The organism is Nonomuraea sp. CA-143628 (assembly GCF_050942315.1).
In the GTDB taxonomy this organism is placed as follows: Bacteria; Actinomycetota; Actinomycetes; order Streptosporangiales; family Streptosporangiaceae; genus Nonomuraea.
This window is the reverse complement of the sequence record NZ_CP192072.1, coordinates 8,763,451-8,781,603: the sequence shown is the minus strand read 5'-3', so window position 1 is coordinate 8,781,603 and position 18,153 is coordinate 8,763,451. Positions and strand designations below refer to the sequence as shown.

The window sequence follows — 18,153 nt, the reverse complement described above, 5'->3', positions numbered from 1 at the left end:
TGTGGGTGCGGAGCTGTTTGATGTGGCTCAGGACAGGTGGGCGCGGATCTGCTTGATGTGCTCGGGAGTGGTACGGCAGCAGCCGCCGATGAGCGAGGCGCCGGCCCGTTGCCACTCCTCGGCCGCCTGGCCGTACTCCACGGGCTCGGCGGTGCCGCGCCACCGGCCCTGCTCGGCGTCCCAGTATTCGCCGGAGTTGGGGTAGACGATCACCGGCAGGCCGCCGGCCAGCGTGGCGATGAGGCCGGGGATGTGCCGCGGCGCGGTGCAGTTGACGCCGACGGCCACCACCTGCGAGCTGCCGGCGAACAACGCGGCGGCCTCGGCGATCGGGGTGCCGTCGTTGAGGTGCGCTGCGTCGCGGCAGGAGAAGCTCACCCACGCCTTGACCGACGGCGTCTCGGCGAGCAGCCTGGCCAGCGCCCGCGCCTCCGGATAGGACGGGATGGTCTCGCAGGCGAGCAGGTCGGGCCCGCTGGAGGCGAGGATCTCCCAGCGTGGCCGGTGCCACGAGAGCAGGCCCAGCTCGTCGAGGTCGTAGTCGCCGGTGTATTCGGCGCCGTTGGCCAGGTAGGCGCCGTAGGGGCCGATCGAGGCGGCCACCAGCCCACCCCCGGCCTCGTCGCGGGCCTGGCCGGCCAGCTCGACCGAGAGCCTGATCAACCGCTCTGCCTGGGCCTCGTCGAGCCCGCGCCGGACGAAGCCCGGGATCGACGCCTGGTAGCTCGCGGTCGTGGCCACGTCGGCGCCGGCGGCGAAGTAGTCGGCGTGCACGCGCCGGATCAGCGCCGGATCCTCCACCAGCAGCCGCGCCGACCACAGCTCGTCACTCAGGTCGGCGCCGAGCATTTCGAGGCGGGTGGCCAGGCCGCCGTCCAGGACAAGGGTGCTCACCCGTCCAGAGTATGGTGCCCCGCGTACTTGACAGCACTTTCCGGCTTGGGTGAACGACCCTAATAAGCCGGGGTGAATTTCCGGCCGGGGCTATTGCGTTTGCCGGTTGTCATGGAAAGCGCGGATTATCTCGTCCAGCATGGCCGGGACGTCGGCCGGGCCGGCCACGGTGAAATCCGCCTGGCGGGCCAGTTCGTCGCCGGTTTCGCTGTTCGCCACCGCCACCTTGACCCCGACGAACGCCGGGTCGCCTTCCTCTCGCGTACGCAGGGCCTCGAAGGCGCGGGCGTCGGACAGGTCGTCGCCGAAATACCAGGCCCTGGTCAGGGCGGCGGACTCCGCTTCGACGACGGTGCCCTTGTCGCCGTGCACCGGTGGCTTGAGCTCGACCACCATGCGGCCCAGCTGCTCGGCCAGGCCCAGCTCGGCGGCCTTGGCCGACGACCATCTCTCCACCGCGCCGCGCAGCGCCGGATCCGCTCTGTAGTGCAGTGCCACCATCAGCGCCTTGTCCTCCACCAGCACCTTGCCCGGCAGATCGCGGGCGGCGTCGGCGGCCAGGCGGCGGATGACCGGCGCCCATGGCTCCGCCTCGCCGGCGTTCCTGATCTCGCCGTCGACCACCGTCTGCAGGCCGTACAGACCGAAGAGCCGCACGCCGGGGGCGCCGGAGAAGCGGTCGCGCAGGAACGCGGCCGGGCGCGCGGAGACGACGGCGACGCGGGCGAACAGCTCCGCCAGCGTGCCCAGCCGCTCCACCGCCCCGGGTACGGGGAGCACCGCGTCGGGATCATTCATGATGGGCGCGACAGTGCCGTCGAAATCGAAGAAGAAACCCGATTCCCGGGCCGCGGAAACGGTGGCGGAGACCGCCTCGGCGAAGCGCAGCGGTGCGCGAGAGGTCGCCATGTACGGTGACGATAGAACAGCCCGCCGGACTCCGATAGACGCCTATTCGTAGCTCCGATGAACCTTTTCCCGGTGAACCTGTTCCCCGTGAACCTGTTTCCGGTCAACCTGGCCGGAGTTCGTTCCGGAGCCGGGCGGAGTGGTCTTCGCGATGCGGGCGAGCGCTCCGGCGTCCTTCACCGTCACCTCGCCGTCGCCGATCTCGATGAGCTCGCGACGCTCGAAGGAGCGCAGGGCCCGGTTGACGCTCACCCTGGTCGCGCCGATCTCGGCCCCCAGGCCCGCCTGCCCGGCGTGCAACTGGACCCGGCCGCCTTCGCCGCGTCGTACCAGCCACTTGGCCACCCGCGCGGAGACGTCGAGCACGACCGCGTCCGTGAGCCGCTCGTCGAGGTCGCGCACGGTCTGGGCGAGTGTACGCATGAGCCGGGCCGCCACCGACGGCTCGGTGGCGATCACCTCGAGCACCGCCACGCTCGGCAGGTAGGCCACCTCCACCGGCGTGAGGGCCGTCAGCGTGGCCCGGTGCGTACCCTCCACCAGGAGCGTCGTCTTGTCGAACGCCACGGGTGCGGCGTCCACCGACAGCACCACCTCGCGGCCGTCGACGCTCACCCGCCCGGCCTTGACCCGGCCGTCGAGCAGCACGATCAGCTGGTCGGCCGGGTCGCCCTCGGTGCAGAGCACCTGCCCCGCCGGGTAGCGCCGCTGCCGCGCGACTGACTCCAGCCTGCGCAGCCCTTCTTTGCCCAGCTCACGGAACATCGGGAGGGCGGCCAGCGTGTGCGTCATGTATCAGGTGATACACCACGGCCGTGCCGGGTGATGCGGCGCCCGTCCAGCTCGCGGGCCTAGCGTGCGGGTATGGCGAGATTTGTGGTGCAGCTGGCGTTCGACGGCGATCCCCGGCGGCTGGCCGTCCGGCCGGCGCATCGGGAGCATCTGCGCGCCCTTCGTGACCAGGGGCGGCTGGTGACGGCGGGGCCGTGGGCGGACGACAGCGGGGCGTTGCATGTGTACGAGGCGGCGGATGAGGGGGAGGTGCGGGACATCCTCCAGAGCGATCCGTATACGGCGGTGAACGGGTATGAGGTGGTGCTGCTCAAGGAGTGGACGCCGATTCTTTAGCGGATCTGGCGGCCCTGGCTCGTCGGTCTATGGGTGTGGGGTGGCCGGAAATATGCGGATACCCCACACCCACAGGTCACATGGGCGGTGCCGTCAGGTGCGCTTCCAGAACGGGCGGCGGGGCGTACCTGGCGCGGGCGATCCGGTCGGGGCCGAGGGTGATCCGCTCGTGAGTGCGGTGAGCACCTCGATGGCGTGCGCCCTCAGCGCTTCGGCGTCGACGCCCGGTTGCTCCGCCGTCTGCAGCTCGTGGCCCAGGGCGGCCAGCTCCGGATGCCCGCCCAGGAAGGCGGCCAGCGCCGAGAGCCGGGAGCCCAGATCCGCCAGGTAGAGCGGGTCGGGAGCGCCGAGCAGCGCCCGGAGCCGGTCGAGCTCGACGACCAGTTGCGCCCTGACGGACTCCAGGCCGAGTCCGCCCGGACGGGGAGCGGCGGGCGGCGCGAACCGCGGCGACGGGCTCATCCGCCCACCGGCCGAGCTACCGCCGAAACCACCGGCCGAGCCTCCGCCGGGGCTGCGGGGCGCGCCGCCGGGACCCGCTTCCGCCTCCCAGTCGACCCCCCTGGACCGGCGGGTCGCGTCCGAGGCGCCGGTCTCCTGGGTGCCCATGAGGCCGTGACTCTGGCCGGGGGCGAAGCCCGGGTCGGGAATCGACATGGGGCGGGGTGGCGCGGCCATCACCGCGGCCTGGGCCATGAAGGGCATCATCGGCGGGTTCTGCGGCATTTCCCAGCCGCTCGGCGGCTCCACGGGCTGGATGACGCGGTGCTCCGGCTCGCCTTCCGCCACCTTTCTGGTGTCGATCGCCACGTAGGCGGTGAAGCGGCACAGGACGCCGTTCTCCAGCGAGACCCGGACGATCTCCGCCTCCAGCTCGTGCTCGCCCATGGCGTACCGGTCCTCCAGCTCGCGCAGGTGCGCGCGGGCCCAGACAGCGCGGATCGCCGGGTTGTCCACCACGGTGCCCGCCACCTGCTGCTCCCACGGGGCGCCCGACGCCAGCCCGCGTACGGTCACCGACGAGCCGTCCCGATAGCGGCCGTGCACGCGCAGCGGGACGCCCGGGAAGATCGAGCCCAGGTGGGTGACCGTGCCCGGCTCCACGTCGAGGCCCTTGAGGGACAGGTCGGTCACTAGGGGCGCGCCGATGCGGCGGTGGATCTGCTCCATGGCGGCGTCCAGGCGGTCCTCCGACTCGACCAGCTCGCAGCGGCCCGCGCCCAGACCGGCCAGCCGGCCGAGGAACCCGGCGTTCACCGCCCGGTCGATGCCGACGGTGTGCACCCGCATGGCCGACAGCGCGCCGCCGGTCTGCTCAAGGATCTGGTCCTCGTGGCCCACCTGCCCGTCGGTGACCAGCACCAGGACGCGTTCGCGCCCGTCCTGGTCGTGGAGCAGGGAGATCGCCCGGCGCAGCGGCTCCAGCAGCTCGGTGCCGCCGCGGGCGTCCACGCGGGCGAGATGTTCGACCGCGCGGTAGCGGTTGCGGTCCGAGGCCGTCATCAGCCCCTCGAACGCCTCCTCCACCACCGAGTCGAACGTCAGCACCGCGAACCGGTCCTGCTCCGTCAGTGTGTCGACGATCCGCGCCGCGGCCCGGCGCGCGGCGACCATCTTCCAGCCGCCCATGCTGCCCGACCTGTCCAGCAGCAGTACGAGGTCACGCGGCGTGCGCGGCGACTCCAGCGCCGGGGGCAGCACGGTCAGCGAGAACGCGCCCCGGCCGTCGAGCTGCAGCGCGGTCGAAGCCTCGAACGACAGCCGCAGGATGAAGTCGCGGTCCAGCCGCTCGCCCGGCCGCAGCTTTACCGTATGACCCTCCTCCTCGACCACATGCAGGCTGGAGGCCAGCTCCCGCAGGTCCAGCCCGGCGGGGTCGATCGTCGCCGTCAGCGACAGGCGTACCGGATCGGGGAAGCCGGGCAGGAGCACCGGCGGCGTGATGCGCGAGGCGTCGGGCACCGCGTCGGTGTCGGGCGCGGTGCCGTCGCCGGCGCCGGGGCCGTCGAGCGGCGTGCCCGGAATATAGCGAGGGGCGACGACCAGCGGGAAGCGGAACGTGGCCGCACCGTCCTCGTACGGCAGCGGCTGGCTCAGTGTGAGCCGGACCGTCACCCGCTCGCCCGGCAGCAGGTTGCCCACCGTGATCGTGAACACGTCGGGCCGGTCCTCCTCGGCGATCGCGGCCCGCTTCCCCTCGCGCAGCGCCCGGTCATAGTCGGCCCTGGCCTGGCCGCGCTCCTTGAGCACGCCGTCGATCACCCGATCGTCAGCCTCCATCCTGAACCCCGTCACCGCCGCCCTGTCGGGCAGCGGGAAGACGTAGGTGGCCTCCAGCGTGACGTCGTACGGGTTGCGGAAGCCCTGCGTCACCTCGACCTCGGCCAACAGGCCGGAGATGTCGGCGGACACGTCGACGCTCTCCAGAGGCAGGTTCCCGCGCGCGGTCCGCAGCGCGCCGAACCCGGCGTCGGGCACCGGCAGGCACCGGGTGGGCTCGAGCGAAGTGATCTTCATGCTAGCTTCCTCTCTTCGAGCAGCGCCAGCAGCGGTGCCGCCGCGGTGAGTACCGCCTGGATGTCGTCTTCAGCCGGGGTACGGCCGGCGCCGTCGAGCACGAGCGTCACTCCGTCGGCCAGCCTGATCCCACGCACCAGCGCCCCGTGCCCCCTGGGCCGGGGAAGGGGTGCGGGCCGGCCCGCACCGTCGGACGGGGGAGGATCGGCCGGTCGGGGAACGCCGATGGGCGGGACGGCGCCGGCGGGGTGTTCGGCCCAGAACCGTCCGCGCGGCTTCCCGGACCGGGCCGCCGAGCCGTCGGGGAGGGCGGCCGCCTCAGGCGCCTCGCCCTCCGGAAGGTCCGCGGCATCGTGAGCCGTCTCACCCTGGGGCGCGGTCGTCGTGGCGTCCGGAACGGCCCCCGTCGCCGCGACGTCCTCGTCCAGGGGCGGCCAGCCGGGGCGGGCCGTCCGCTCCAAGGTCGTGTCCGTGGCGCCGGTCAGGGCGGTCTGGATCTCCGCGATCGACCGCCCGGCTGCCTGCAGCCGCTTGATGGCCACGAGTTGCAGCAGATGCCGCCGGCCGTACTGGGCGATGCGGCCCCGCCTGGTCAGTGGCGGGTCGACGAGGCCGATCGTGGTGTACCACCTGATCAACCGCTCGCCGGGCACGTCGCGGACCCGGCCGTTGAGCGGCTGCGCGTGCGGCTGGGCGTGCGCGCGCAACGCGTCGGCGGCGCGCTCCGCCAGCTCACGGATGGTCCAGGTCTCGCTCATACCTTCACAATTACACTGTCACTATTGCAGTGTCAATCACAGGAAAGCGGGCAAAGGGGGTGGGTTGCGAAGAGACCCTGATGTCGAACCACGGGGAGGAACACATCATGGCCACGATCACCGGTCCGCTCTCGGGCGAGGCGAAGAAGACGGTCGCGACGGCCCTTCAAGGAGCCCTGGTCGATCTCCTCGATCTTTCGCTGCTCGCCAAGCAGATGCACTGGAACCTGACCGGCCCGCACTTCCGGCAGATCCACCTTCAGCTCGACGAGGTCACCGCCCTGGCCCGCGAGCACGCGGACACCATCGCCGAACGCGCCGTCGCCCTGAGCGTCAACCCGGACGGCCGCGCGGCCACCATCGCCAAGTCCACCAAGCTCTCGCAGCCGGAGAACGGCTGGATCGAGGACGGCAAGGTCGTGGCGATGATGACCGACATCCTGGAGGCCGTCGGCAAGCGGATGCGCGAGCGCGTCGCCGCGACCGACGAGCCCGACCCGGTCAGCCAGGACCTGCTCATCGCGGTGGCTCAGGACATCGACAAGCAGCACTGGATGTTCCAGGCCCAGCGCTGACGCCAGAGATTTCGCGCAGAGTTTGATCTCGGGCCTCCCTGTCATTCATGTCGGCGGGGTCGACTAGCGTGGCACCTAGAGGGAGGCCCCACGATGTCCAGCAAGACTCTCCTCCGCACGGGCCCGCTCTGGCAGGGCGGGATGAGCCCCTATGGCCCGCTGGAGCCGCCAGGCGGCGACGATCTGGCGCTGCCCGGGGGGTTCAGCGGCCGGGTCGTGGCCCGCTCGGGCCAGAAGGTGGCCGGGCTGACGTGGCACGCGGCGCCCGACGGTGGCGCGTGCTTCCCTGACGGCACCGGCTGGATCTACGTGTCCAACTCCGAGCTGCCGCTGCTGGGCGGCGCGTCCGCGCTCCGGTTCCGCGCCGACGGTTCGATCGCCGACGCCTACCGCATCCTGTCCGGCACCGACCGCAACCGCGCGGGCGGCGCGACGCCGTGGCACAGCTGGCTCTCCTGCGAGCTCGGTGACCGCGGCCGGGTCTTCGAGTGCGATCCGTACGGCATGCGGGCCGGGCGCCCCCGCCTGGCCATGGGCCGCTTCAAGCACGAGGCCGCCGCCTGCGACCCCGACCGGCAGGTCGTCTACCTGACGGAGGGGGAGCCCGACGGGTGCTTCTACCGGTTCAGGCCCGGCGACTGGGGCGATCTCACCGAGGGCACCCTGGAGGTGCTCTGCGTCGCCGGTGACTGGAAGCCGGTGCCGTCGCCCGCCGCCCTGCTCAAGGCCACGCGCCACCAGATGGACGACGCCCGCCACTTCGACGGCGGCGAGGGCTGCCACTATGCGGGCGGGGTCTGCTACTTCACCACCGAGGGCGACAGCGGCCTGTGGGCGTACGACGCCGCGACCTCCACGCTCGATCGGATCTGCGACGGCGTACGCGCGATCACCGCCGCCCCCTCGGGCGACCTCTACGTGGCCAGGAAGTCGACGGAGATCGACGTCATCACCCCCGATCGGGCGGTCGCGCCGTTCCTCAAGCTCGGTGGCCTCAGTGGGGCCGAGCTCACGGGGCTGGCGTTCGCGCCCGACGGCGGGCGGCTCTACTTCTCGGCCAGACGGGGCCGCCACGACGGCCGCACCTTCGAGGTGGCCGGCCCCTTCCGCGCCTAGCCCGGTTCGCGTACGTCACCTCCGCCGATCGCGGGGAAGACTCCCAGGGAAACGGAAGCGCGGGCCTAGCCGAGCCAGCCGGGCACGACCAGGACCGCCCAGGCGGCGAGCGGGCCCGCCACGACGATCACCGCGCCGTAGGTCAGCAGCCTGCGGTAGAAGACGTCCCGGTCCATGCCTCTGACGTTGGCCACGAGCAGGGCGCCCGTGGTCGAGAACGGGCTGACGTCCACGATGGCCGACGACACCGACAGCGCCGCGATCATCGCGATCGGTCCCAGCGTGCCCTGCGCGAGGAAGGGCACGGCGAGCGGCACCAGCGCGCCCAGGATGCCGACCGTGGAGGCGAAGGCCGACACGACGCCGCCCACATAGCAGATGAGCAGCGCCACCAGGAGCGGGATGCCGATCGCGGCCACCGAGGTGCCGACGTAGTCGACGGTGCCGATCTCCTGGAGTACGCCCACGTAGGTGACGACGCCGCAGATCAGCAGCACGGTCGGCCAGGCGATCTTCTCCACGGCCCCCTTGTTCGACTTGGGGGAGGTGAGGGAGAGGATCACGGCGACGGTCACGGCGGTCAGGCCCACATCGAGCTTGAACACCAGCACGGCCAGGCAGAGCGCGACGATTCCCGTCAGCGTGAGCGCCTGGTGCGGGGTGAGCCGGAGACCGCCGCCGACGCGGGCGGCGGGCTCGGCCGTGGTGGTGACGGCCTTCGCGGAGACACCGCCCGCGCCTGAGTTCCCGTCCGAGGCCGTGCCCGTGCCTGAGCCGCTGGGTGTGAGCGCCTCGGCCGGTCCGGAACCGCCTCCGCCGTCGCCCGCCGGCGCCGGGCCGACGGCGCCTCGCCGTACCAGGTCGCGGCCCCCGAACACGAAGAAGACCGCCACCGCCGCCGCGGCGTTGAACGCGAAGCTCGACAGGAACAGCACCACGTTGTCGCTGGGCAGTTTCGCGTCCGCGACCACGCCGTTCACGATCCCGCCCAGCACGCTGATCGGCGAGAAGGCCCCCGCCTGCGTGCCGTGCGCGACCATCAACCCGATCAGCAGCGCGTGGATCCGATACTCGGCCGCGAAGCCGAACGCGATCGGCGCGAGGATCGCCGCCACGGCCGGTGCCGGCGCGCCGACGGCCGTCAGCAGCGCCGAGATGACGAACACCACCAGGGGGATGGCCGCGATCCGCCCCCGGACCAGGTGGACGGCGGCCCGGACGAGCCAGTCGACCGTGCCGTTGTTGGTGGCGATGGCGAACAGGAAGGTCACCCCGACGAGGATCACGAACAGGCTGCCGGGGAAGGCGCCGAGGATGTCGTCGGTGCTCATGCCGGCGGCCAGTGTCCCGACGAGGAAGGCGCCGACGAGGGCCAGGGCGCCGAGGTTCACCGGGAAGAAGGTGGCGATGACGAACATGACGATGAGGGCGAGTATGGACAGGATCTCTGCGGACACCGCTTACTCCGATCTCCCCCCGATTGCTCCGGTCTCCCCCGAGCGTTATGGCAGGCCGGCCACCTCATGGATGAACTCGACCGGGTGGCGGGCCGCGCGTCCCGCTCCGTGGGCGATCTGCTGGCGGCACGAGACCCCCGTGGCCGCGAGCAGCGTGTCGGGTGAGGACGCGGCGACCGCCGGGAAGAGCCGGAGGCCGCCGATCTTCATGGACAGGTCGTAGTGCTCGGCCTCGAAACCGAACGATCCGGCCATGCCGCAGCAGCCGGCGTCGAGCTCCTCCACCTCCGCTCCCGGGATGCGGGACAGCAGCGCCCGCGTGGCCGCGGTGCCGACGACGGCCTTCTCGTGGCAGTGGCCGTGCAGGAGGATCCTGCGGCCGCTCAACCCCTCGCCCAGCACCAGCGAGCCGTCGTCGATCGCCGGCACCAGCAGTTCGGGTACGAGCCGGGCGCGGGCCGCCACCGCCGCGACCCTGGCGTCACCGGGCAGCAGGGCGGCGTACTCGTCCTTCAGCGTGAGCAGGCACGACGGCTCCAGGCCGACGATCGGCGCGTCGGAGCCGGCCAGCCGGCCGACCATCGCCTCGGCCATCGCCCGCGCCCGGTCGAGCAGCCCTTTGGAGATGCTGGAGCGCCCGCAGCAGCCCGAGGACTCCAGCCGTACCCGGTAACCGGCCCGTTCCAGCAGCTCGACGGCGGCGCGCCCGATGCCGGGCTCGCTGTAGGTGGTGAAGGAGTCGGCCAGCAGGATGACCTCGCGCCCCGACCCGGCGGGCCGTCGTGCGAACCAGCGGATCAGGTTGTCCCGGCGGAAGCGGGGCAGTGGGCGCCGCCTGCTCAGGCCGAGCGGGCCGCGCGCGGTGCCGGCCAGCCAGTTCGACACGGGCGCGGTGGCCGAGCCCAGGCGGTTGAGCGTCCTGATCGCGCCGAACAGCCGCGAGCGCAGCGGCACGCCGTGGGCCCGCTGGTACTGGTGGAGGAACTCGCTCTTCATCGAGGCCATGTCCACGCCCAGCGGGCACTCCGACTGGCAGGCCTTGCACTCCAGGCACAGGTCGAGCACGCCGTGCAGCCGCTCCTCACCCAACGCCAGCTGGGGATCGGCCGACGACAGGGCCTTGACCAGGGCGTTGGCCCGGCCGCGGGTGGAGTGCTCCTCCTCGCGGGTGGCCATGTACGAGGGGCACATGACGCCGGAGTCGTCCTTGCGGCAGACGCCGATGTTCATGCACCGGTCGGCGGCGGCGTGCATGCCGTCCGCGAACGTCAGAGTGGTGCGCAGCGGCGGCGGCGCGGGCATGGCCGGGTCGCGCAGGTGGTCGGTCATGGGCGGCGCGTCCACGATCTTGCCGGGGTTCAGCAGGCCGCGCGGGTCGAAGATCCGCTTGATCTGCCGCATCGCCTCGTAGATCTCCTCGCCGAACAGCCGCCGGTTGAACTCCGAGCGGGCCAGGCCGTCGCCGTGCTCGCTGGAGTTGACGCCGCCGTGCCTGGCGGCCAGCTCGGCGATCTCCTCGGCGACCGCGCGCATCCTGCCGATCTCGCCGGGTACGCGCAGGTCCACGAACGGGCGTACGTGCAGGCAGCCGACCGAGCAGTGGCCGTAGAACCCGGCCCGCAGGCCGTGCGCGTCGAGGACCCGCCCGAACTCCTCGACGTAGGGCACGAGCCGCTCCGGCGGCACGGCCGTGTCCTCGACGAACGCCAGCGGTCTGCGGCTGCCCACGCTGGAGGCCATCAGCAGGCCGAGCCCGGCTTTGCGCACCTTGAGCACGGCCGACTGCCCCTCCGGGGTGGTGGCCAGCAGGGTGTGGTAGCCGTGGCCGTTCGTCTTCCAGGTGGCGGCCAGTTCGGCGGCGCGGTCGGCCACCTCGGCCGGTGTGTCGCCGAAGAACTCGACGAACAGCAGCGCCTCGGGGTCGCCCTCCAGGATGTCGCCGAGCCCGGCGTAGTCGACGCGCTGCTTGGACAGGTCGAGGATGGCCTTGTCCAGGAGTTCGACGGAGGCGGCGTCGACCGCGAGCGCGTCCGCGGTGGCCGAGACGGCGGCCAGGGTGGAGGTGAAGTGGCCGACCGCGATGGCCTTGGCCTTCGGCCGGTCCACCAGCGCGACCGTGGCCTCGGTGACGACGGCCAGCGTGCCCTCGGACCCGACGATCAGCTTGGTGAGGTCCGTGTCGGGCCGGCACAGGTCCAGGCGGTAGCCGCCCGAGTGCCGCCAGAAGCGCGGGAACCCCGTCAGGTCCACCTCGCGCAGGACCTTCGCCACTTGCGAGCGCAGCGGCGCGTCGGCGCTCAGGTCGGGGGTGCTCGCGTCGGCCAGCACGACCTGAAGCGCTTGGACGTGGTCGATCGTCGAGCCGTAGCGCACGGAGTGGCTGCCCGCCGAGTTGTTGCCGATCATCCCGCCGATCGTGGCCCGGTTACTGGTCGAGGTGTCGGGCCCGAACATCAGCCCGCGCCCGCGTACGGCCCGGTTGAGCTGGTCCTGGACCACCCCCGGCTGCACCCTGGCCGTCCTGCCGTCGATCTCCAAGATCCGGTTCATGTGCCGGGAGAAGTCGACGATCACCGCCGCGCCCACCGTCTGCCCCGCGAGGCTGGTGCCGGCCCCGCGGGGCAGCACCGGCACCTCCATCGAGCCGCACGCCGCCACCAGGGCCCGCACGTCGTCGGCGTGCCGGGGGAAGGCGACGGCCAGCGGCTCGATGGCGTACATGCTGGCGTCGGAGGAGTAGAGGTGCCTGGTGTACGGGTCGTCCCTGACCTCGCCGGCGAGCAGTGGCGACAGGGTCTGGGCGAGGCTCACCCGGTCTCCTCCAGATAGGCCAGCCCTGCCCGCACGCCGCCTTCCTTGATGGGCACGCCCGCCGCGCTCAGCCCCATCTCGACCCCGCTCAGCGTTCCCGCCAGCATGAGGTCGGAAAAGTGTCCGAGATGTCCGATCCGGAACACCCGTCCCGCGAGGCGGCCGAGCCCGGTGCCGAGCGACATGTCGTACCGGTCCAGGATGAGCGTCCTGACCGCGTCGGCGTCGTGCCCGTCGGGCATCAGCACGGCGGTGAGCGAACTGGAGTGCTCCCGCTCGTCGGCGCACAGCACCTCCAGCCCCCACCCGCGTACGGCTCGCCGGGTCGCCTCGGCGTGCCGGTCGTGCCGGGCGAACACCTGGGCCAGGCCCTCCTCCTCCAGCATGGCCAGCGCCTCGCCCAGGCCGAACAGCAGGTTGGTGGGCGGCGTGTACGGGAAGAAGCCCTGCCGGTTGGCCGCGATGATCGGCTCCCAGTCCCAGTAGGAGCGGGGCAGCCGTCCCCGGTGCGCGAGCGCCTTGGCGCTGACCGCGTTGAAGCCGATGCCGGGCGGCAGCATCAGGCCCTTCTGCGAGCAGCCGACGGTCACGTCCACGCCCCACTCGTCGTGGCGGTAGTCCATCGAGCCAAGGGACGAGATCGTGTCCACCAGCAGCAGCGCCGGGTGCCCGGCCCGGTCGAGGGCCGCGCGGATCTCGGGCACGCGGCTGCGCACGCCGGTGGAGGTCTCGTTGTGCACCACCATGACGGCGGCGACGCCGTCGTCCAGGTGGTCGGCCACCGCCTCGGGGTCGGCGCCGTGCCGCCAGTCCCCGGGGACGATGTCCACGACCAGCCCCAGACGGGCCGCCATCTCGCACCACAGCGTGGAGAAGTGCCCGGTCTCGAACGCCAGCACCCGGTCGCCCGGCGACAGCGTGTTGACCAGCGCCGCCTCCCAGGCCCCGGTGCCCGACGACGGGTAGACGATCACGTGCTCGCGAGTCTGGAAGACGGCCTTGAGACGGTCGAGCAGGTCGGTGGCGAGCCGGGCGAAGCCGGGGCCGCGATGGTCGATCGTGGGCTGGGCGATGGCCCGTAGCACTCGGTCGGGGACGTTGGTCGGTCCTGGGATCTGCAGGAAGTGGCGGCCCACCGTCTTGTCGCTCCTCTGTGCCGTGTCACGGCACACTGTGCCGTGTTGCGGTTCGCTTACCTTATGATCGGGCTGAAGAGGAGTCAATGGATGCAGAACGTGATCAACGCGCTCCGGGTGCTCGAAGAGGTCGCCGACCGTCAGCCGGTGGGTGTGGGCGAGCTGTCCCGCGCGCTGGGCCTGCCGAAGAGCTCGGTGCAGCGCTCGCTCCGTACCCTGCACGAGGCGGAATGGATCCGGCCCGCGGCGGGTGAGGTGACACGCTGGCAGGTGACGACCAAGGCGCTGCACGTCGGCCGCCGGGCCGAGCTCGGGCTGCGCGACGTGGCGCTGCCGGTCATGGAGGAGCTGCGGCAGCGCACCGGCGAGACCGTCCATCTGATGGTGCCCGAGGGTGACGCGGTCGTGCTGATCGAACGCCTGGAGACCGACAAGCCGCTGCGCATCGTGCTGCCGCTCGGCATCCGGCTCCCGCTGCACGCCTCGGCCAACGGCAAGGCCGTACTGGCGCACAGGACCGGCCCGCTCGGGGAGCTGCCTTCCTACACGGGCACCACGATCACCGACCCGGGGGCGCTGCTCGCCGAGCTGGAGGGGGTTCGCGCGCGGGGTTACGCGGACAACAGGGGCGAGTGGCGCTCCGACATCGCCGCCGTGGCCGCCGCCGTCCTGGGCCCGGACGGCCCGATCGCCGGCCTGAGCGTCTCCACCCCGGCCAGCCGCATGCCGGATGCCCTCAGGGCCGAGTACGGCAAGCTGGTCACGGAGGCGGCCCGCACACTCACCGAACGCCTCTGAGCGACCGGTGGCCTAGAGGTCGCGGCTCCACTCCTGCTCGGTGACCTCGATCCCGTTCTCCGTCTCCTTGTGCTCCGACTCCAGCTCGAACCCGGCGGCCTGGTAGATGCGCCGCGCGCTGTCCAGGCAGTCGCGGGTCATCAGCGTGATCCGCTTGTAGCCCTCGGCCTTGGCGTGGCGCAGGCACTCGCCGACGAGCCGCCCGCCCAGGCCCAGCCCGCGGGCCGACGGCTCGACCAGCAGGAGCCGGAGTCGCGCGGTGGTGTCGTCCTCCCGTACGCAGAACACGCACCCGGCGGGCTCCCCGCCGACCTCGGCGATCCAGCCCATGTCGCGCGACGGGTCGTACGCGCCGATGATCCTGGCCACCAGCCGCTCGAAATCCATGCCCCAGCCGTACTCCCGGCTGTAAAGGACGCCGTGCCGGTAGACGACCCAGCTCAGGTCGCCCGTGCGCAGGGGCCGGATCACGTACGGCTCACGCTCGCCGGCGCCCTCCAGCAGCGTCCTGATCGTGGCCATGCCGGCGACCAGGCGTTCCTGCCCCGGCTCGGGCAGCGTGGCCAGCAGCCGCTCGGCCTCCGCGTCCGACCGCGTGTCCAGCAGCCCGTACGACTCGACGCCCGTCGCGGTGAGCCGGACGACCTGCTTGCGGGCGTCGGTGGCCGCGCGCTCCTTCGCGATCAGTCCGTCGCCTTCCAGGCGGGTCAGGATCCTGCTCAGGTAGCCCGCGTCGAGGCCGAGGAGGGCGCGCAGCTCGCCCGTCTCCAGGTTGCCCGCGTGCCCAAGCTCGAACAGCACCCTGCTCTCGGCCAGCGAGTAGGGAGAGTCGAGCATCCCGGCCTGGAGGACGCCGATGACCTTCGTATAGAAGCGGTTGAAGGCCCTGATCTCGGCAACCCTTGCTTTTGTCAACGAACTCATTGCTTTAGTCAAGCATGAGAAGATGCCTCCTGTGAAGCACCTGTATATAGGCGGATATGGGCCCGGCATCGTCACCCCCGGCGGAGAGTTGACCCGCCTCACCTCGTCCTCGTTCCTGGCCGCGCATCCGAAGCTGCCGGTGCTGTACGCGGTGGGCGAGCTGGCCCAGGGCTGGCTGAGCGCGTTCAGCACGGAGGCGGCCGCGCTGGCCCCGCTGGACGAGCGGCCCAGCATGGGTGACAGCCCCTGCCACGTGGCGGTCGATCCGGAGGGCGGCCTGCTCGCCGTCGCCAACTACGGCGACGGCACGGTCAGCCTGCATCACCTCGACTCCCGGGGCGCGTTCGAGGGCCGCCCGATCGTGCTGCGCCACGAGGGCTCCGGGCCGCACCCCGAGCGCCAGCAGGGCCCGCACGCCCACCAGACGGTCTTCCACGACGGCCTGCTGTACGTCTCCGACCTGGGCACCGACCAGATCCGCCGCTACACCCCCGAGGGCGAGGCGCTGGAGCCGCTGCGCCTGACCCCGGGCACCGGGCCGCGCCACATGGTCTTCTCCGGCTCGCGCCTGTACATCGTGGGCGAGCTCGACGGCATCGTCACCCTCATCGACGGCGAGAAGTCGGCGGGCGCCCTCGCCTCGCGCGCCGAGGGCGTCAACCAGCCCTCCCACCTCGACCTGGACGGGGACTTCCTGTACGTGGCCAACCGCGGCCCCAACACGATCACCGTGCTGCGGGCCGAGGACCTGACGCCGGTGGCCGAGGTGCCGTCGGGCGGCGAATGGCCGCGGCACTTCGCCATCGCCGGCGACCGCCTGTACGTCGCCAACCAGCACTCGGGAGTGGTCACCGAGTTCGCGCTGAAGGACGGCGTACCCGAGCCGACGGGCCAGGTGCTGGAGGTCGACAGCCCCTCTTGCGTGCTGCCGGCGTAAAGGCCCTTACGCGAGCTGGCCCCTCTTGGGTGCTGCGGGCGTAAGGACTTCCCCAAGTCGCCGGTCCGATGGGCGGGCGGTCGTGACCATGGTGCGCTGTGCGCAAGTCCTTGATCGTCCTGATCCTGCTGGCGGCCGCGTGCGGCAGCACCACCCCCGCCGCCCCGGCCCACCCGCCCGCTCCGGCGCCCGAAGCCGCCGCGCCCGCCCCCGCTGAGGTCCCGGCCGCCCGGCCGGTGCGCTGGCGCATCACCGAGCGCGGGGCGGAGCACGAGATCGAGGGATACGCCGACCGCGTCAGCGTGCTGCCCGGCGAGCGGTTCCGGATGCGCGTCTCCACGACCGCGCCGCGCTTCACCGCGCACGCCTTCCGCGTGGGCGCCGACCCGGCGGAGGTGTGGCACTCCGGCCCGCTTCCCGGGGTACGTCAGGCGCCGCCCCAGACGGTCGAGGGCATGGTCACGGCCGCCAACTGGAAGCCCTCGCTCACCGTCGACACGACGGGTTGGCGGGAGGGCGCCTACCTGGTCCGACTGGACGCCTCCAGCGGCGGCCAGCGCTACGTCCCGATCACCGTACGCTCGGCCTCGACGCAGGGGCGGGTGGTGCTGGTCAACGCGGTGACCACCTGGCAGGCGTACAACCTGTGGGGCGGCCGCAGCCTCTACCAGGGTCCGGGCGGGTTCGACGACCGCTCGCGCAAGGTGACCTTCGACCGGCCCTACGACACCTCGGGCGCGCGGCTCTTCCTCGACTTCGAGCTGTCCGCGATCGAGCTGGCCGAGCGGAGCGGGGTGCCGCTGGCCTACCTGACCAGCCTGGACCTGCGGCCCGGCGTGCTCGACGGGGCCAGGGCCGTGGTGTCCCTGGGGCATGACGAGTACTGGTCGCCCGGCATGCGCGCCGCCGTCACCAAAGCCCGCGACGCCGGTACGAACCTGGCCTTCCTCGGCGCCAACGCCGTCTACTGGCGCATCGGGCTGTACGGTCGGATGATCATGTGCGACAAGGAGAGCCAGTGCCCGCTCTGGCGCGCGTCCGCGCCGGAGAGCGCACTGGTCGGGCAGGAGTACGACTGCTTCCCCGCCGAGGCCGCCTACGTGCTGCGCAGACCCGGCCACTGGATCTTCGAGGGCACCCGGGGCAGGCGCTTCCCCGGCCTGGCCGGCGTCGAGACCGACAAGGTGTCCGACGGCTCGCCCGAGAACGTCAAGGTGCTGGCCCACTCGCCGGTCGACTGCGGCGGCCGGGCGACGTCCTCCGACAGCACCTATTACACCGCTCCAGGAGGGGCCGGGGTGTTCGCCTCCGGGACGATGCGCTGGGTGTGCGGGATGCGGGGAAGGGGGTGCGGCCACGGCGTCACCAAGGCCGCCGCCCCCTTCACCCGCCGCGCGACGCGCAACATCCTGACCAGGTTCGCCCAGGGCCCGGCGGGGGCGCCCTAAGCCTTCCCCTCGCGCCCGAGCAGGATCGCGGCCAGCATCCGCTGGATCTCGGGCTCGGCACCCTCCTTGGTCACGCCGAGCCCGTCGAGCGCGGCCACGGCCGTCCCCTCGCCGAGCGACAGCACGCCGAGCAGGATGTGCTCGGTGCCGACGTAGTTGTGGCCGAGCCGCAGGGCCTCGCGCAGCGTCAGCTCCAGGGCCTTCTTGCTCTGCGGGGCGTACGGCGGCTTGTCGGGCGCGTTCTCGCTCGGCGGGGCGAGCATGGCCGTCATGACCTCCTCGACCCGCTCCAGCGGCGCGCCGAGCGTCACCATGGCCTTGGCCGCGAGCGCTTCCGGCTCGCTCAGCAGCCCGAGCACGAGGTGCTCGGGTTCGATGTACTCGCTGCCCGCCCTGATGGCCGCCTGCTCGGACTGCACGATGACCGAGCGCGCCCGGTCGGTGTAGCGGGTGTAGGCGCGGAGCTCTTCGGCCAGCCCTCCCTCCTTGGGGACGAACCGCTTCTGGGCGGCCTGCTTGGTCACGCCCATGCTGCGGCCGATCTCGGTCCAGGAGGCGCCGGAGTGCCGGGCCCGGTCGACGAAGTGGCCGATGAGGTGGTCGGCCACCTCGCCCAGGTGCTCGCCCAGCGTCACGGCGTCGGAGAGCTGGCCCAGGGGGTCGCCGTCGGGGTGACGGTTCTTGATCGCGTTGATGAGGTCGTCGAGACGCACGGTCTGATCCATGAGTCAACCATAGGTTGACG

Annotated in this window: 16 protein-coding genes; 6 read left to right on the top strand and 10 right to left on the bottom strand. The window is 72.0% G+C overall.

What is annotated here, in order from left to right:
* Positions 1-27 precede the first annotated feature (27 nt).
* The 3 genes from mmuM to ACQP2T_RS39925 all read right to left on the bottom strand — a co-directional run bounded on the left by mmuM (position 28) and on the right by ACQP2T_RS39925 (position 2,595).
* Positions 28-894 (bottom strand): homocysteine S-methyltransferase, encoded by an 867-nt coding sequence (gene mmuM, locus ACQP2T_RS39935; RefSeq protein ID WP_433510040.1) that lies wholly within the window; start codon positions 892-894, stop codon positions 28-30.
* A 90-nt stretch (positions 895-984) separates the two neighbouring features.
* Complete coding sequence (gene otsB, locus ACQP2T_RS39930; RefSeq protein WP_433510039.1) at positions 985-1,803, bottom strand: trehalose-phosphatase; 819 nt, start codon at positions 1,801-1,803, stop codon at positions 985-987.
* A 42-nt stretch (positions 1,804-1,845) separates the two neighbouring features.
* The gene (locus ACQP2T_RS39925; protein ID WP_433510038.1) at positions 1,846-2,595 is read right to left on the bottom strand and encodes a Crp/Fnr family transcriptional regulator; all 750 of its coding nucleotides are present in this window, start codon (positions 2,593-2,595) and stop codon (positions 1,846-1,848) included.
* 72 nt (positions 2,596-2,667) lie between these two features.
* Here ACQP2T_RS39925 and ACQP2T_RS39920 point away from each other — a divergent pair, with 72 nt between their 5' ends.
* Complete coding sequence (locus ACQP2T_RS39920) at positions 2,668-2,931, top strand: YciI family protein (RefSeq protein WP_433510037.1); 264 nt, start codon at positions 2,668-2,670, stop codon at positions 2,929-2,931.
* Positions 2,932-3,024: 93 nt separating this feature from the next.
* Here ACQP2T_RS39920 and ACQP2T_RS39915 read toward each other — a convergent pair whose 3' ends face one another.
* Both ACQP2T_RS39915 and ACQP2T_RS39910 read right to left on the bottom strand, forming a co-directional pair.
* On the bottom strand, positions 3,025-5,448 hold the full coding sequence (locus ACQP2T_RS39915) for a VIT domain-containing protein (protein ID WP_433510036.1): 2,424 nt from the start codon (positions 5,446-5,448) through the stop codon (positions 3,025-3,027).
* A complete protein-coding gene (locus ACQP2T_RS39910) occupies positions 5,445-6,206 on the bottom strand; it encodes a MerR family transcriptional regulator (protein WP_433510035.1) in 762 nt (253 codons plus the stop codon). Before ACQP2T_RS39910 ends, ACQP2T_RS39915 begins: the two co-directional genes overlap by 4 nt.
* 80 nt (positions 6,207-6,286) lie before the next feature.
* Between ACQP2T_RS39910 and ACQP2T_RS39905 the strand changes: the two genes are divergently transcribed.
* Complete coding sequence (locus ACQP2T_RS39905; RefSeq protein WP_433510034.1) at positions 6,287-6,781, top strand: Dps family protein; 495 nt, start codon at positions 6,287-6,289, stop codon at positions 6,779-6,781.
* 93 nt (positions 6,782-6,874) lie between these two features.
* Complete coding sequence (locus ACQP2T_RS39900; protein WP_433510033.1) at positions 6,875-7,897, top strand: alkaline phosphatase PhoX; 1,023 nt, start codon at positions 6,875-6,877, stop codon at positions 7,895-7,897.
* A gap of 65 nt (positions 7,898-7,962) precedes the next feature.
* Here ACQP2T_RS39900 and ACQP2T_RS39895 read toward each other — a convergent pair whose 3' ends face one another.
* The 3 genes from ACQP2T_RS39895 to ACQP2T_RS39885 are packed head-to-tail and all read right to left on the bottom strand — an operon-like array spanning position 7,963 to position 13,301.
* Complete coding sequence (locus ACQP2T_RS39895; RefSeq protein ID WP_433510032.1) at positions 7,963-9,354, bottom strand: SLC13 family permease; 1,392 nt, start codon at positions 9,352-9,354, stop codon at positions 7,963-7,965.
* Positions 9,355-9,399: 45 nt separating this feature from the next.
* On the bottom strand, positions 9,400-12,165 hold the full coding sequence (locus tag ACQP2T_RS39890; RefSeq protein WP_433510031.1) for an FAD-binding and (Fe-S)-binding domain-containing protein: 2,766 nt from the start codon (positions 12,163-12,165) through the stop codon (positions 9,400-9,402).
* Positions 12,162-13,301 (bottom strand): pyridoxal-phosphate-dependent aminotransferase family protein, encoded by a 1,140-nt coding sequence (locus ACQP2T_RS39885; RefSeq protein WP_433510030.1) that lies wholly within the window; start codon positions 13,299-13,301, stop codon positions 12,162-12,164. Before ACQP2T_RS39885 ends, ACQP2T_RS39890 begins: the two co-directional genes overlap by 4 nt.
* A 90-nt stretch (positions 13,302-13,391) precedes the next feature.
* Here ACQP2T_RS39885 and ACQP2T_RS39880 point away from each other — a divergent pair, with 90 nt between their 5' ends.
* A complete protein-coding gene (locus ACQP2T_RS39880; protein WP_433510029.1) occupies positions 13,392-14,099 on the top strand; it encodes an IclR family transcriptional regulator in 708 nt (235 codons plus the stop codon).
* A 12-nt stretch (positions 14,100-14,111) separates the two neighbouring features.
* On the opposite strand, the gene ACQP2T_RS39875 is transcribed toward ACQP2T_RS39880, so the two are convergent.
* Positions 14,112-15,023 carry a bifunctional helix-turn-helix transcriptional regulator/GNAT family N-acetyltransferase gene (locus ACQP2T_RS39875; RefSeq protein WP_433510028.1) on the bottom strand — a complete coding sequence of 304 codons (912 nt, stop codon included), beginning with the start codon at positions 15,021-15,023 and terminating at the stop codon, positions 14,112-14,114.
* 22 nt (positions 15,024-15,045) lie between these two features.
* Here ACQP2T_RS39875 and ACQP2T_RS39870 point away from each other — a divergent pair, with 22 nt between their 5' ends.
* A complete protein-coding gene (locus ACQP2T_RS39870; RefSeq protein WP_433510027.1) occupies positions 15,046-15,960 on the top strand; it encodes a lactonase family protein in 915 nt (304 codons plus the stop codon).
* 98 nt (positions 15,961-16,058) lie between these two features.
* Positions 16,059-17,408 carry a N,N-dimethylformamidase beta subunit family domain-containing protein gene (locus ACQP2T_RS39865; protein WP_433510026.1) on the top strand — a complete coding sequence of 450 codons (1,350 nt, stop codon included), beginning with the start codon at positions 16,059-16,061 and terminating at the stop codon, positions 17,406-17,408.
* On the opposite strand, the gene ACQP2T_RS39860 is transcribed toward ACQP2T_RS39865, so the two are convergent.
* The gene (locus ACQP2T_RS39860) at positions 17,405-18,133 is read right to left on the bottom strand and encodes a Clp protease N-terminal domain-containing protein (RefSeq protein WP_433510025.1); all 729 of its coding nucleotides are present in this window, start codon (positions 18,131-18,133) and stop codon (positions 17,405-17,407) included. The genes ACQP2T_RS39865 and ACQP2T_RS39860 overlap by 4 nt on opposite strands.
* Between the last annotated feature and the right edge of the window lie 20 nt (positions 18,134-18,153).